This window comes from Desulfosporosinus lacus DSM 15449 (assembly GCF_900129935.1).
Classification (GTDB): Bacteria; Bacillota; Desulfitobacteriia; order Desulfitobacteriales; family Desulfitobacteriaceae; genus Desulfosporosinus; species Desulfosporosinus lacus.
Genome location: NZ_FQXJ01000039.1, coordinates 14936 through 28267, shown reverse-complemented (window position 1 = coordinate 28267; position 13332 = coordinate 14936). Strand labels below are relative to the sequence as shown.

The following is a 13332-nucleotide window of genomic DNA, read 5'->3' as shown; positions in this document are numbered from 1 at the left end:
CAAAGAGCTTTCACAAATACTTTCCGCTTTAAACAGAATAGATCCTGAGATAAAGGAAAATTACCGAGAGAAATTGCATACCATGCTTCAAAACCTGGCTAAGCATGTGGAAGTGTGGCCTCCCATTATCACTTCAAATTTATCGATTAATACCACCCATTCCAGAAGGAGTTAATATTTCGATTTTAGTTATGGCCGCTAATGCCTATTCTTTACCACCATACTTGAAAGTAACTCCAGTTCCTCTATCCTTTCAAACAAGGCTTCTCCACAAGCACTTGCGTGTTTGTAACTTAAAAAATCGCCCTTCAATAACCAACTCAAAGACCTTTCAAAATGCTCAATGATAACATCCTGATTGATACTTACCCTTCTTAGTACCGTATCTTTGCCAAGGACTTCCTCGGACAGATCCCTTATCTGAAAATCTATATTAAAACCCTCAAAAGCTGTGAGCGCCCGTCCAAAATCATGTAAAGCCATATTCTTTCCATCTACAACCAGATAAACTTTATTTTCTTCTTCAGCATGTTGAATCCGGCATGTCCCAACGCTATTAAGGCTATATCCCTTGTCGATTTGAATTGCATTATCTACAAAACACCTATCTTACAAATGTGCAAGCGTTTTATATCCAAGACCAGTCAATATCTTCTGATGCAAATGTTCGATTGCCACTGCCTGATTTCGACGGCGGCTGCAAGCTAGACCCTCTCAGCCTGGTATTTGATCATATTAATTTCAGCCGCCATTACCTGGTTGGTGCGTCCGCTGATGATATCAGCTTGAGTTACTGTATCAGTCATATATCCAAACTCATTGGGGTTAATTTCACTCATTAGGATATGTGGTCATATCTTATATTCAAGGAATCTGAGCGCTGGGTTAGTCATTCAATTAAACCAATTATTACCATTTTGCATAATTCAACATCCTTTTCAATCTCACCTTCTAAGTGGATATAAATGGGCATACTATTATTGAATAACCCTTTGGCAGGTGATATGATATGGACAAAGATAAGAAAAATAGTATTACTGAGGAGGGAGAAGCCATGGCTACTCCTTTAAGCAAAAAGAAAGAAACAATTAAAGAAAAGTTAGATAGAATTAGTTCTAAAGCTTCTGTCCTTACTGGAAAAGACGGTATGATCGAACTTGATCCTAATAATCCCCAACATAAAGAGTGGTTTGAAGATGACAAATGTAAAGGGAATTAACGTCCTATGCCTGATTCAAAAGATATTTACTTAGTTCGAATTCACTACAAAGGGCAATTAGGAGCTTTCAAGTCCAGACCTGTGCTAGTCATAAATAATCTTGGCAATGGATGGGTTACTATTGCAGAGATTACGTCAGTTCCTCCGAAAAATCCTCCCTCTCACTATGATAAATTTAAAAAACCCATAATAAGATGGTCTGTTTACGGTTTGGCTAATCCTTCATTTATCAAATGTAAAAATATCCACAACATCGAAACATCAAGACTTTTTCAGAAAATCGGCATTATTGACGATGACGAGTTTATGCATATAATTGAACAAATAGATTTACATAACTAGACCTCAACGGAGGTCTAGTTATTAACGCTGGCTTTCACTTTTTGTGGAAAATGATATCGGGGTTCTGTCCAAGATCTCAGGCCTGTTTTCAGGCAAAGCCTATATTTAGAAAGTCTCACAGTGGGCATGACAGAGGATGAAACTGTTTCCAGAATGACCATAAGATTAATTAGTGACGATGAGACCTTTGAACAGATTAAGAAGCAATTAAATCGCTGCATAGAAGTCATCAAGGTCATCGATTTTACGAATAGTCCCATTCATATGAAGGAATTGCTCTTTGTTAAAGTCAGAAAATGCTCTAAAGGGGATCTGGGCGAATTGTTCAGAATTGCTGAGGTCTTTGGTGTTTCAATCATCGATTATGATAAAGAAAGTGTCTTGATGGAATGCGTTCAAACAGAAAGCAAGAACAACGCTCTGCTTACTCTCTTGAGCAGTGATTTTCAAAGCATTGAAGTGGTTAGAGGCGGAAGTGTGGCCATAGAATCTATTAGTATCACTGAGCGGTGATTCCAGGGTCGTTCATTCTCGTAAAAAGGCAGATGCAGACTGCCTAGAAAAGCTAGCATAGAGACTCAATAATCTGGTTGATCAACTACTTGAGCTTGAGGCTCAAATGTCCGACCCTGGAATTTCTTGTAACTCCTCAAGACATGCTTCGTTGCAGCATGAACGGGAAACTATTGAAAGCCTGCTTTGTTCCTCACCCAAACATTACCAAGTCCTCACCTGAAGCCACCTAAACTTCTTCCAGAAATTTCACCTGGATCTTACCCTCCAAAAGTTCTTCAAACTTTTGGGCTGCTGCCTGAAAATAAGCTGAACTCCCATGGGCTTTGAAGGCCTCCTTATCCTTGTACTTTTCAAAGAAGACAATTTCAGTCGGGTCATTTTTTACCACATGAGGTATGTACATCAAACAGTCCTTTTCCTTAGCAGAACTTCTTTGGCCAATTGCGCACAAATTTCGGCCACTTCAGCCTCTTTGCCGGTTTTTACCTTCAAGGTTGCCATTAAGGTCAACAATTCCATCACTCCTTTGTTTTTACTCGGAACGCAGTAACTATATTCAACATTCAGGCAATTTCCTCCTGCAAAGTAGCGCTGCATTTTGCTTACTCCACTTTACACAAAAGTATCAAATGGAACTTCCGTCAAGACTCTCAATTAATTTCTGATCATAACCACATCAACACTGGCCATAACTGAATAAAAAAAAGTGCCTCTATCGTTATCAATATTACGATAGAGGCATTAGTATCGTAAGCGGTGGAACATATACCGTGTGCGATAAAAAACCAAGAAGTGTACCTTACACATGAATAGTAGTTGTACCTACCCCTTCTCCCCTCGACTGTGTTAAGTCTAAGTTCACCATGAAGAGTTAGTTAAATCTTACAGCTTAATGCTGACCGCCTTTTGCGCATTAGACAAACCCAGGCTCTAGGCGGGCTTGAGTGGTTAGAATCAAAACGGCCCCTGTCAAAAACAAAGTCAAATGGAGCCCCATCGATCTTGTTGGAAAGGATGTCATTCACAATAAAGGTACATTTGACATTATCAATTGAAGCCTTCTCTACGGCCTTCTGTATTGCAATCTCTGAAGTATCAACACCTATTACATCAAAGTTGTTTTTGGAAAGCCATAATGTCTAGTCAACATCTTTTTAAATTGCCTTATAGGGAAGTGCTTGGTTGAAGCATAAAAAAACTGACGTGTTGCAAGCACGTCAGTCCAGCAGATTGTCAAGCTAAGTCCCTCTTTCTATTCCGTAATTAGGCTTTCTACATCGTAAAGCCGTGGTGCCTTTATGCCGTACTTTCTGGCTTCTGAAATAACTTCCTTTACGGCATAACCAACTTTAGTGTGGTTATGCGCTACAAGAGCATAGGTCATGCTTTTAGGTGAAAAAATAACGTTACTCATAAGAAATCCAATAGCTCTCGATGGTAGGTTGCTCATCACTTTTGTCATAACATCAAGTTTTGAGCCTTTTGCTTTCAAAACTTGGATAAGTTCTTTCATATTACGACCTATTCCAAAGAGAGCTTCAGGTGAAGAAATTACGTTTTCAAAACTGCCACTTTTTAAGACTTCGACTTCCATTGCAGCGTTTAAGGCGAAGTGATTCCAGAGCCAACTTTGCAGGTCCTTTTGAACCATTATCTTGAAGCCTGTCCCAACAAAAAGCTTGCGAACCTCTAAATCTCTTTGGGTAGGCTCGGATTCAAATGTTCCAAACTGCACTGTCTTGTAAAGCCCACCGTAAAGAGTGTTTCCTTCAAATCCACCGCCGGCACCGGGGAAACCACAAACAATTTGACTGAGTGGAATCGGCTGAACAGCTGATTGAGGGTCTTGCCAAAAGTTATTGAAAAACAGAACTGTTGCATTTCCAACTCGTGGCGCAAGGTACTCTACCACACTTGATACTTGCTCGGGGTTGACACTCATAAAAATCAGGTCATAGTCGTGATTTTCCTTTATTTCTTCATGTGTTACAATAGGCCAGTTTTCTTTGACTAACCGGTCTTTTCTGCTTCGCCTTACATCCCATAGTTCTAAGTTTACATGTGAACCATATTGTGCCTTCCGACCTTCACGAACATAAAACTCAACAGTATGGCCTGCCTTTTCAAACGCCCAAGCGTACAGGGTTCCTATAACACCGCGACCAAAAAATAGTATTTTCATAAAGCATCCTCCCGAATGATCACGTGTTGATTTTTCAACACGTGTTTGATATTCTTAGCATACTGATACGTGGAGAGAATTTCAATAGTTACATTCGTTCCAACTGTTGAGAACTGAACACATTGCGCTAATTTGTTGAATATCTGGAGGAACACTTTGTGGATAGAAGAATACAAAAAACAAGGCAGTTGATTATGAATACCTTCCTCGACCTTTTGGCTGAAAAGGGATTTGAGAGAATAACCATTAGTGACATTGCCGAACGCGCAAACATAAACCGAGGGACTGTTTATCTACATTACGTGGATAAATTCGACTTGCTTGACAAGTGCATTGAAACATATGTTGAGTTGCTACTAAATCACTGTGCCAATAGTGCTGATACCAATCTAAGCGCAAGCGCATTTCAAAGCGTATTTGAATATTTGGAGAAAAATTTTACAATATACAAGTTGCTGCTTAGCAATGAGGGCGTTGGATTTTTCCGCAGCCGCTTATATGACATCATTGCGCAAACAGTAACCGAGGTTATCGGTATAAAGCCAGAAAACAACGCATTTTCAAATGGTGTAACCACTCATTTTTTGACTTCAGGGTTTATTGGCGTATTGGAATGGTGGATTAATAATTCTATGCCCTGCAATGTTCAGGAAATTACTGTGCAACTTATGTTTTTGCTAGAACCATACACCAAGCGCCTTGTATCACTCTAGCCAAATTTGCCGTTAGGGTTCTCAGCTAACTACTTCTTTAATTGAATCCGACCTTTCACCAAAGCATGTTTCTCTGTCAAAAAGAATTGATTTCATTTTTCTCTCTTCAGTGTTACCCTGTGTGACCCGGTTGCATATTTTACAATCCGTGGGTATAATATTATAAAAGGACTGACGTGTTGCAATCACGCCAGCCCGGCAGCTTGTCTAACCGTACGGTTAGCCCGAATTGGAGTTATAAGAAATAACCGCCATCCTAGCCTGGGGCGGTTATTTCTTCTTCATGATCATAACAACGAGTGTAGCAAATGCAATCATTAAATACATCGCCTCAACCATTGAGATCATCCTACCACCCCCTTTCTAAAAGGGTGTGGCTAACCGTCCCACGACAACCTGTTGCAAGTATTAGAGCATAATCTTCCAACAAAAAGATGTATCTTATCCCTGACTATTCACAGGGTTCAGACCGCCTCATAACACGAGGCGGTCTATTTGTTCAACACCCAGGCAATTTCTCCTTCAAAGATTAATTCTCCCTGCCCACACGGAAAAGGAGAGTTCCAAGGCAATGCTTAAGCAACCAGACCCAAGATCTGGAGAAACAGGTGGATGACTTTAAACTAAAGTATCAAAATTACCTAAGCCACTTACTTCTCGCAAACTAATAAATTTTGCTGATTTTACATTTTGTTCGCCATCGATATAGGCATTATTATAATCAGCGTTTATAAGCAGATTATTATCCATATTTGCAGCCAAATAATTACAAAACGATTCCTCGTGAATTCATTCTTGGATTCATATAATCAGGTAAGGGCTCCCTAAGCCTGTAAATATCGACCTCTACTTCCTTCCCTAGGTATTCACTATAGTCCAGGCCGATATTTTTGGAAAGCTCGTTATTGTAAGCCCAGTATATCTTGACAGGATACTCTCCCGCATCGTGTTTCAGGTTAGACGGGAGTGTCACATTCATTGAGTTGACTCGATAGTCAATCGTCCAATTATACTTTTCAAATAATTCTTCAACCTGATTGTCTATGTTAGGATCAAACTGTCTATATTCTGTAAAGTCCTTGGAGGTTCGCATTCTCCTGCAATGCCTGGTCTTTTTCTTGCCGGGTCTGCATCCATTCATTTAGAGCTTTCCTGAGTTCAGCCGTAACATACGATTTAATGGCAAAATCCTAATAATGGAAGCATCAAATACCCTATAATGGATAAAATAGCTCAAATAAGTAGCTTGATTATTAATATCCTAACAGAATGAATTTGAAAACTGGTGTCATACTTGTCCCTATAAGGAAAGTGAGGATACAAAATGAATTTGGAAGAAAAGGCCAAATTGATTCATGAATTAGCCAAAAGTCCGAACAGAAGCTCAGTCGTACCGCAGTCAGTAAGTACTAACTCCGAAAACGAGGCAATAACAAAGGTGTTTTCTGATGTAGAATTGTCTGATGAGCTCTTGGAGCCTGAAATCAAACCAGACGTTTATTGGGCTTAAAAGAGAAACCTGTTATACATGAATTTGGATCAAATTTTTGCAAAAAAAAATGAAGCATTTATTGAGTGAATCTGAGCTAAGCATCAATGTTGTAACTATAATCAATAATTGGTTAGATTATAATTATGAAATCAGAAAACGGTTTGCGTGGGCCCAATTAACGCTTACAGTTTGCGATAGTGCTGGCGGGAACTTCGAAGTAGGACTTCAAGGCGCTGTCGCTATGGAACTTTACGCCTTGGCAGCAGATATCTTGGACGATATTCAAGATCAAGATAACAACGCTCTTCCATGGCGTAAAGTTCCTCTTGGGCAAGCGATTAATCTAGCCACTTGTATACTGGTTCTTAGCTACAAAGCCCTTTCAAATATATCTAGCAGTCATTTCGAGGATGTAAGCAACGTCTTTAACCAGATGGGATTACAAGCGTGTGACGGCCAATTTCAGGAGTTTTCAAATGACATTAAAGAGAGTATCTCCCTTAAAGAATACTTCTCCATTATAATGAAAAAATCCGGAAGTATAACTGCAGGTGCATGTAAAATTGGAGCGATCTTAGGAAACGCTGATCAAACACAAATCAACCAGCTCGAACAATTCGGGATAAATTTAGGGGTAATGAGTCAAATCAAAAACGATCTCGCTGATTTCTTGGACTTGGAAACCAAAAATGATTTCGTTAGTGGTAGAAAAACTCTCCCGCTCGTTTATCTTTTAGAGGTTCTGAGCAAGGAAAAAGCTGAAGAATTAAAGTCCCTTAGTTCTTTGGCCAAGACAAGTCCGGATCAGTTTGGGTCAAAAGAAAAAGAACAGCTAAAAAAGCTGGTCATTAACGAAGGTACTATCCATTATTCTCTAGTTATGCATGAGTTGTATAAGCAACGTGCAATTGAGATTATTGCAGGCATCTCTATTACGAAAAAAGGAAAAGAGAAGTTGATTAAGCTTGTCCGATAAAATGTTCAAAGAGCTAACTTTGCGAATTGCTAATGCCACTTTTATTCTAGCTTGCCTGCTGTATACTACAGTTCTTTTCAACCACCCGTATGTCGGTATTGTCCTTGAAAATATCGAGGGGGAGTGGAAGGTAACTTTCAGCGATCCTCATGGGGAGAGTTACCGGTCAGGGGTCCGTGTAGGAGATACGGTTATTGCAATTGATAACGTCGATCCGGGTGCACATCCCTCTACTCAAAAATGGGGCGAGGCGGAAGGCGCTACTATGCTAACCGTAAAACGCCCTGGAGAGCCATTGAAAGTTGTTCGAATGGTAAAACAGCCTTTTGCCTCTGTATTGTTAAGCGGACTTCCCATGATAACGTTGGGGTTTGTATTCTGGATTGTAGGTCTTGTAACAGTGTTCAAACGACCTTTTCTTGTCCAAGCTCGTGCCTTATTCTGGTTAAATTGGCTAGTAGGATTAGCTATCATCATAGCCCCAGCATCAAGTCGCGGATTGATATGGGCTAGAGAACTAGAGTTAATTAGCTTCTCCCTCGTGCCCGTTCTCTTGGTGAAGTTTATTTCTGTTTTTAGCAGCGTATACCCTAAATGGAATAGGTTAATAATAAGAGTTTTATACCTTATCGCCACACTCGTATTTACGCTTCTAGCTTTAAAAATATTTGGGGTCGATTTCACCGTTGGATTAATAAGGAAACTGGCATTAAGCAATGGGTTAATTGGTACAGTTACCGTGTTATGGTATTTGATCGTGCTCATTAAACTACCCTCCGATAAACCTGAGAAAAATCAAGTTGCCCTTCTACTTGCTGGATTAGCAATGGGGTTGTTGCCTTTTCTAATACTTACTGCAATTCCGATTCTACTTAATGTTAATCCACTTATTGATCCTCAGGTTAGCGCTCTCTTTGTCGTGATTATCCCAATTACCCTTAGCTATGTTGTGGTCAATAAGAGCTTGCCGGATGGAGGGGAATTTCTTGAACTTATAATAAGCTCTTTTTTTTATGGCATCCTTACAAGTGGAATTCTTATTTTTTATTTACGGGCTATAGGGATAGTTAAAAGGATAACTATTGAGACTTATCTCTCACTGTTGTCTTTAACTATAATGGCGCTAGTTATTTTCAATTTATTTAAAGCTCTATTACATAATTCAGTTAATAAGATCCTTGATACTCATAAAGATTATGGCACTAAAAGAAAGAACGATGTACTAAGGGAAAATCTATCTTCTATGAATGAAGGTATAGTAGTGGAATCATTCGCGAACCAACTTGGCCTTGAGGAGGCCTTTGTCATAGCAGAGGATTCGGAAGGTTGGTATACAAAAAGCGCAATAGGTCAATACCTTGATAATACATCCGATCAAGAAATCATGGAAGAATATTATCGAAGGGCTAAATACACAGGTCATTCCATTGAAACCTTTTCTAGTGATTTTCCGGCAGAGATGTACATAGCTTATATTTCCAACGATTTTACATGCAGTATATTCTTCGGTCACCGTAGTTCCCCTGTTGTATTTGAGTCAAAAGAAATACCGTTACTAACATCAATGTGCTATCAAATAGGCCAACGACTCAAAGCGAACCATATCATCCTGCAATTGGCTAGGGAGTCGAAGGTTTTAGAGAAAAAGACACGGGAATCTCAAAGAAGAAGTCAGGGATTAGAAGTAATCAATCGATTATTGTTTTCTAACATGGAGGAAGAAAAGAAAGTTTTAGCGCGGGAACTACATGACGGATCCCTACAGATAAGCTTAGATCTAAACCGAAGGATGAAAGAACTAATTACTGGTTTTGCTACTGAAGACAATAATTTTCATACCGCCGTACTAATGCAAGAAATGATAGAGGACTTGAATTACGAACTTCGTTCAATATGCAGTAATTTGCGTCCATCTTCGTTACGGGATTTGGGCCTCATTCCAGCAGTCGAGGTACTATTTCAACAAGTAATGCAAAAGGAGCTTTTGGTAATATCCTTAGAAATAATAGGAATGCGCAGAGAACAACGGCTTTCAGAAAATATTGAAGTGGTAGCGTTTCGCCTGTTGCAGGAAGGAATAAATAACGTCGTCAAGCACTCAGGCTCTTCCAAAGCAATTGTTTCCATCGCTTTGGAAGATGAGAGAATCGAACTAATAATTAGTGATTCCGGTAAAGGTTTCGATCCACAAATGATTGAGGATTGGTCGCTAACGGGCAACCATTTCGGAATAATTGGAATGAAAGAAAGAATTGAAAGCTTGGGTGGGGAAGTTTATATCACATCAAAAATTGGTCAGGGAACTAGGATTAGGGCTTCAATTCCGATATAAAGACCCTAATGCTATGGGTTAGGCAAAGTGAGAAGCACCGATATTTAAGCAGATTACTAAGGATGAGGTGAATATTATGGTCTCTAATTCGAAGAAAACCATCAAAGTGGTAGTAGTGGATGACCATACACTTTTTGCGGAAGGTACTGTATCATTGCTATCTTCCGAATCATCTATTTCTGTAGTGGGGACGGCTAAGAACGGAAGTAATTGTTTAGAAGTTATAAAGACTGAACATCCTGACGTAGTATTATTGGATATTAATCTTCCTGATTATTGTGGTACTGACTTGATAGAGAAAATTAAAGACCTAGACTCAAATATCGGTATTATTATGCTAACTGGAGAAAACCCAGGAGGGTATATTAACGCCTCGTTAAAGAATGGAGCCCAAGGATTTCTTCTTAAAGACTGTTCAAAAGCTGAAATGATCACTGCAGTATTACAGGTCTCTAGAGATGAGTTCTATTTTTCTCAAAACATGGCTCCGTATCTTGGATCTGCAATTATTGGCGAAGAAAATAGAACGAATAAAATAATTAAGCCCGATAAAACTTCTTGCACATCACTTACACCGAAAGAAATAGAGATAATAGAATTGATCGCCCAGGGTATGCGCAACAGAGAAATAGCTACCACACTGGGGATCAAAAACCGCACTGTGGACTGCCATGTTAGCAATATACTGTCAAAATTGGACGTTAAAACCCGGTTAGAGGCCGTATTAACTTATATGGAAGAGAAAGAGTGAAGTGGTAAAACTGTTTTAAGACAATATGCGGCCAAGGCAAAAATCTGTAGAAATACCTAGATTATGTTTGTCTTACCTGTAGAAATTACCTAGGATATTAATTTTTAAGCCTTATAGTTTATACAGATGTAGTTATTCTAGAACGGATTTATACTAAATATACAGTGTTGCTACAGAAAATCCACTAAAATCTTGTCTTCTTAACTTATCAGGTAAACTAGAAAGTATCGTATCAAGGAAGAAGAACATGAAGGAGAGATTATGCATATTATTTCTGCAATGTTATAGCAGCAGGATAAGGTAGCAATTTATTTTTTAAAATTAGGTTTTTGGACAACAGTTTTATGTGAAAAAATTTAAATTAATAGGAAATTGGAGGAAAGATATTGAGAAAGAGATCTCTAATTACAACCTTGGTAGCAACTTTATTAATCATAACTGTGTCTGCTTTCCCAGTATTGGCAAATGCTCCCGCAGGTAAACCTATAGCTACACCCGTTGATACTACTAAAAAGATAACTGATATCAAACAAGCTATTAATCTAATAGAAAATAACTTTTTGGGCGAAAACAAAAACGGAACATCATTCATTAAAGACGGGGCCGATAAATACATCGACCGAATAACTCTAAATCAAATTACTTCAGGAATGAATAGCATCAACCAACGAATAGCTACAGGGGCTCTTTATCGAGATTCAATTACAAATCAATTAAAGAAAAGTGATACGATTGACGCTATAGTTCAGCCGATGGCTGTATCATCTGACATAACTGGATCCTATATCTGGCATTGGTATGGTTTTGATTTTGTAATGGAAGCATATAGTTCTAATCTATTTGGTATTGAATTAGGTAAGCAAGCTGCAGTAATAGCCGGTTCAGCATCTCCATTCTGGGCAGTTCCCCAAATTGTCGTTATTGCCACAGTTGGTGTTTCAGCGATTTTAGTTATGGCTGCTAATGCTCTAACTGGAGGCGGTAATGGTAGAGGAAGCATAGCGTTTTTCCTTGGTGACCCGTCATGGGCACAAATAACCCATGTCGATGTCAGATAAATTTTTTGCACAAAGAGCACTGTATTAACGATAAATACGGTGCTCTTTGCGAATCGAATGGAGGGTATTCTATTGAATAAAAGAAATAAGCTTTTTACTTCAATTAATATATTTAAATTTCTAATTGGTGTCTCTGTTATGATGCTCGCATTATACAACCTTTTTATTAACTCTGCTGCAATAATAAATTCAATGCTAATTATTCAATTATTATTTGCTTTATTGCTAATTGTTAGTGGGATTCAAAGTCTGAAAGATGATAATGAGAACAAGAGGAGAATAGCTTATGCATATTTTATTATTGCACTAGTAGTTTTAATTTTAAATTTAGTTACTTTTTTAAGAATATTAAAGATTTAAATCTACTGTTAAAAGCTGATTCCCCCTAGAGAATGGGAATCAGCTTCTTTCTGGAATGTATTGTCTATCTATCATGGGCAACCCGTAGCACTGTCTAAGATGCTTGAATTAAATATCTGACGGATACTTTAATTCCTATGCCGCAAAAGTTCCCTAATTACAGGATGCGTTGTCTCATAATCGGGTAACGCCAACAACTGTTCAAGCTTCAGACACTGTTCTTCCCCAAAGGAGAGTCCGCTAGTTACATAGTCCAAATAGGTCACGACATCCATTCGGTAGGGCTGTGACTTTGTCATACAAGCATGGATGGAACAATCCAAACCATGAAACTCGAATTATTAAATCGAAGAAATTTAAATTTGAGAATATCGTTTTGCAAAGGGTCCTCCCAATATGTTCCGCCGAAAATGTGAACCGGTAGCATATTTTACAATCTATGGATATATTAAATCACATCCACCCGCTCAGCGGGTGGTTTGCTCTAGCCCTATAAGGGCTGGGTACGGGCTGAGCCTTAAGGGGTTGCGGGGCTATTTTTTCTTATTCTTTTCTACTGGTTCACCCGTAAACGGGTCAACAAACTCTTTAATGGTTAGCTGATCTGCTGCGATATCCTCTTGTAATTGTTTACGGATATACTGTTGTATCGCCTTTTTGTTCCTTCCTACTGTATCCACATTATATTCTCTACACCAAAAATGCCTATTCCTATACTTGTACTTTAAGTTCGCATGCCTATCGAAGATCATCAGCGAGCTTTTTCCTTTGAGGTATCCCATAAAACTGGATACACTTAGCTTCGGAGGGATGGACACCAACATATGGATATGGTCTGGGCATGCGTTAGCTTCTATGATTTCTACTTTCTTGTAATCACACAGTGTTCTTATTATCTTTCCTGAGCGATCCGATCGGCCGCCGGATTCTGCTTCTTGAACATGAAAAGGCCTTTTCCCACTTTAATGGGAAGAGGCCTTTTGTGTCAGCATTTACTTTTTTATGACATCCCATTACTCTGCTGTTTTCTTTTCTTCGCTCTGACTTACTGTAGTTTCACTCTTTGGGGGATTTCCGTGATGTTCATGGTGGCAATGCCCATGCCCTCCACCATGATGAGCATGATGTTTATGCATCACTTTAAAAAACTGATGAATCGGGGACTCGCCGCCGGGATGTTCGAACCCGGCTTCTTTAGCTTTCTCTCTAAAATTCAGGAAGGCTTCAAAGGCTTCTAATTTTCCTCTTAGTTTTTCTTTGTTACCCTTAAGAGTTACTGTGAAGCCTTCATCGTTTTCAGTAAAGCTGAACTCAAAGTTCTCTGAACTCATTAATAAACACTCCTTTTAGATCTTATATTTTCAATTGATATGAACCTCATTCTAATAACT

Annotated in this window: 18 protein-coding genes and 3 pseudogenes; 10 read left to right on the top strand and 11 right to left on the bottom strand. The window is 38.9% G+C overall.

Annotation, left to right across the window (positions count from 1 at the left end; genetic code table 11):
- Positions 1-198: 198 nt before the first annotated feature.
- Together BUB11_RS25820 and BUB11_RS27335 are read right to left on the bottom strand one after the other, a co-directional pair.
- Positions 199-579 carry a DUF7713 domain-containing protein gene (locus BUB11_RS25820; protein WP_427846342.1) on the bottom strand — a complete coding sequence of 127 codons (381 nt, stop codon included), beginning with the start codon at positions 577-579 and terminating at the stop codon, positions 199-201.
- A gap of 125 nt (positions 580-704) precedes the next feature.
- A complete protein-coding gene (locus tag BUB11_RS27335) occupies positions 705-839 on the bottom strand; it encodes a hypothetical protein (RefSeq protein ID WP_427846341.1) in 135 nt (44 codons plus the stop codon).
- A gap of 170 nt (positions 840-1009) precedes the next feature.
- Between BUB11_RS27335 and BUB11_RS25815 the strand changes: the two genes are divergently transcribed.
- The 3 genes and pseudogenes from BUB11_RS25815 (at position 1010) to ilvN (ending at position 2074) form a co-directional block, all read left to right on the top strand.
- Positions 1010-1219, top strand: coding sequence for a hypothetical protein (locus BUB11_RS25815; RefSeq protein WP_073033429.1), 210 nt, complete (start codon positions 1010-1012; stop codon positions 1217-1219).
- A 6-nt stretch (positions 1220-1225) separates the two neighbouring features.
- Entirely contained in the window at positions 1226-1561 is a 336-nt protein-coding gene (locus BUB11_RS25810) for a type II toxin-antitoxin system PemK/MazF family toxin (RefSeq protein WP_073033427.1), read from the top strand.
- Positions 1562-1604: 43 nt separating this feature from the next.
- Positions 1605-2074 (top strand): annotated as a pseudogene (ilvN, locus tag BUB11_RS25805) (acetolactate synthase small subunit).
- A gap of 229 nt (positions 2075-2303) precedes the next feature.
- Here the strand turns inward: ilvN and BUB11_RS28645 are convergent.
- From BUB11_RS28645 to BUB11_RS25790, 4 genes and pseudogenes are all read right to left on the bottom strand, one after another.
- Entirely contained in the window at positions 2304-2480 is a 177-nt protein-coding gene (locus tag BUB11_RS28645; protein WP_242947759.1) for a putative quinol monooxygenase, read from the bottom strand.
- The gene (locus tag BUB11_RS28640; RefSeq protein ID WP_242947758.1) at positions 2480-2674 is read right to left on the bottom strand and encodes a hypothetical protein; all 195 of its coding nucleotides are present in this window, start codon (positions 2672-2674) and stop codon (positions 2480-2482) included. The genes BUB11_RS28645 and BUB11_RS28640 overlap by 1 nt, the downstream gene beginning before the upstream one ends.
- A 278-nt stretch (positions 2675-2952) precedes the next feature.
- Positions 2953-3198: pseudogene (locus BUB11_RS26725) on the bottom strand (class I SAM-dependent methyltransferase); the annotation flags it as partial.
- Between the two features lie 131 nt (positions 3199-3329).
- Complete coding sequence (locus BUB11_RS25790; RefSeq protein WP_073033426.1) at positions 3330-4259, bottom strand: ketopantoate reductase family protein; 930 nt, start codon at positions 4257-4259, stop codon at positions 3330-3332.
- A gap of 158 nt (positions 4260-4417) precedes the next feature.
- Between BUB11_RS25790 and BUB11_RS25785 the strand changes: the two genes are divergently transcribed.
- Positions 4418-4972, top strand: a complete 555-nt coding sequence (locus BUB11_RS25785) for a TetR/AcrR family transcriptional regulator (protein ID WP_073033424.1) — start codon at positions 4418-4420, stop codon at positions 4970-4972.
- 618 nt (positions 4973-5590) lie between these two features.
- On the opposite strand, the gene BUB11_RS28910 is transcribed toward BUB11_RS25785, so the two are convergent.
- The gene (locus BUB11_RS28910) at positions 5591-5722 is read right to left on the bottom strand and encodes a hypothetical protein (protein WP_282434054.1); all 132 of its coding nucleotides are present in this window, start codon (positions 5720-5722) and stop codon (positions 5591-5593) included.
- 16 nt (positions 5723-5738) lie between these two features.
- A complete protein-coding gene (locus BUB11_RS25780) occupies positions 5739-6113 on the bottom strand; it encodes a DUF4830 domain-containing protein (protein ID WP_073033422.1) in 375 nt (124 codons plus the stop codon).
- Positions 6114-6296: 183 nt separating this feature from the next.
- On the opposite strand from BUB11_RS25780, the gene BUB11_RS25775 reads away from it, so the two are divergent.
- The 6 genes from BUB11_RS25775 to BUB11_RS25750 all read left to right on the top strand — a co-directional run bounded on the left by BUB11_RS25775 (position 6297) and on the right by BUB11_RS25750 (position 11941).
- Positions 6297-6482, top strand: coding sequence for a hypothetical protein (locus BUB11_RS25775; RefSeq protein ID WP_073033420.1), 186 nt, complete (start codon positions 6297-6299; stop codon positions 6480-6482).
- Between the two features lie 49 nt (positions 6483-6531).
- A complete protein-coding gene (locus tag BUB11_RS25770) occupies positions 6532-7440 on the top strand; it encodes a polyprenyl synthetase family protein (RefSeq protein WP_242947756.1) in 909 nt (302 codons plus the stop codon).
- Positions 7430-9772 (top strand): sensor histidine kinase, encoded by a 2343-nt coding sequence (locus BUB11_RS25765; RefSeq protein ID WP_073033418.1) that lies wholly within the window; start codon positions 7430-7432, stop codon positions 9770-9772. Before BUB11_RS25770 ends, BUB11_RS25765 begins: the two co-directional genes overlap by 11 nt.
- A 76-nt stretch (positions 9773-9848) precedes the next feature.
- Complete coding sequence (locus tag BUB11_RS25760) at positions 9849-10523, top strand: response regulator (RefSeq protein WP_073033416.1); 675 nt, start codon at positions 9849-9851, stop codon at positions 10521-10523.
- Positions 10524-10909: 386 nt separating this feature from the next.
- Positions 10910-11581 (top strand): hypothetical protein, encoded by a 672-nt coding sequence (locus BUB11_RS25755; RefSeq protein ID WP_073033414.1) that lies wholly within the window; start codon positions 10910-10912, stop codon positions 11579-11581.
- A 72-nt stretch (positions 11582-11653) separates the two neighbouring features.
- Positions 11654-11941: a hypothetical protein gene (locus BUB11_RS25750; protein ID WP_073033412.1), complete on the top strand. Its 288-nt coding sequence runs from the start codon at positions 11654-11656 to the stop codon at positions 11939-11941.
- A gap of 128 nt (positions 11942-12069) precedes the next feature.
- Here BUB11_RS25750 and BUB11_RS27685 read toward each other — a convergent pair whose 3' ends face one another.
- The 3 genes and pseudogenes from BUB11_RS27685 to BUB11_RS25740 all read right to left on the bottom strand — a co-directional run bounded on the left by BUB11_RS27685 (position 12070) and on the right by BUB11_RS25740 (position 13272).
- Positions 12070-12240: a hypothetical protein gene (locus BUB11_RS27685; RefSeq protein WP_159436973.1), complete on the bottom strand. Its 171-nt coding sequence runs from the start codon at positions 12238-12240 to the stop codon at positions 12070-12072.
- 234 nt (positions 12241-12474) lie between these two features.
- A pseudogene (gene tnpA, locus BUB11_RS25745) lies at positions 12475-12843 on the bottom strand (IS200/IS605 family transposase); the annotation flags it as partial.
- A 111-nt stretch (positions 12844-12954) separates the two neighbouring features.
- Complete coding sequence (locus BUB11_RS25740) at positions 12955-13272, bottom strand: hypothetical protein (RefSeq protein WP_073033410.1); 318 nt, start codon at positions 13270-13272, stop codon at positions 12955-12957.
- Positions 13273-13332 lie beyond the last annotated feature (60 nt).

Coding starts and splice junctions, on each gene's coding strand:
- BUB11_RS27335 (WP_427846341.1), bottom strand. CDS start 839: ATGAGTGAAATTAACCCCAATGAGTTTGGATATATGACTGATACAGTA.
- BUB11_RS25815 (WP_073033429.1), top strand. CDS start 1,010: ATGGACAAAGATAAGAAAAATAGTATTACTGAGGAGGGAGAAGCCATG.
- BUB11_RS25810 (WP_073033427.1), top strand. CDS start 1,226: ATGCCTGATTCAAAAGATATTTACTTAGTTCGAATTCACTACAAAGGG.
- BUB11_RS28645 (WP_242947759.1), bottom strand. CDS start 2,480: ATGTACATACCTCATGTGGTAAAAAATGACCCGACTGAAATTGTCTTC.
- BUB11_RS28640 (WP_242947758.1), bottom strand. CDS start 2,674: ATGCAGCGCTACTTTGCAGGAGGAAATTGCCTGAATGTTGAATATAGT.
- BUB11_RS25790 (WP_073033426.1), bottom strand. CDS start 4,259: ATGAAAATACTATTTTTTGGTCGCGGTGTTATAGGAACCCTGTACGCT.
- BUB11_RS28910 (WP_282434054.1), bottom strand. CDS start 5,722: ATGGATAATAATCTGCTTATAAACGCTGATTATAATAATGCCTATATC.
- BUB11_RS25780 (WP_073033422.1), bottom strand. CDS start 6,113: ATGAATGGATGCAGACCCGGCAAGAAAAAGACCAGGCATTGCAGGAGA.
- BUB11_RS25775 (WP_073033420.1), top strand. CDS start 6,297: ATGAATTTGGAAGAAAAGGCCAAATTGATTCATGAATTAGCCAAAAGT.
- BUB11_RS25770 (WP_242947756.1), top strand. CDS start 6,532: ATGAAGCATTTATTGAGTGAATCTGAGCTAAGCATCAATGTTGTAACT.
- BUB11_RS25760 (WP_073033416.1), top strand. CDS start 9,849: ATGGTCTCTAATTCGAAGAAAACCATCAAAGTGGTAGTAGTGGATGAC.
- BUB11_RS27685 (WP_159436973.1), bottom strand. CDS start 12,240: ATGACAAAGTCACAGCCCTACCGAATGGATGTCGTGACCTATTTGGAC.
- BUB11_RS25740 (WP_073033410.1), bottom strand. CDS start 13,272: ATGAGTTCAGAGAACTTTGAGTTCAGCTTTACTGAAAACGATGAAGGC.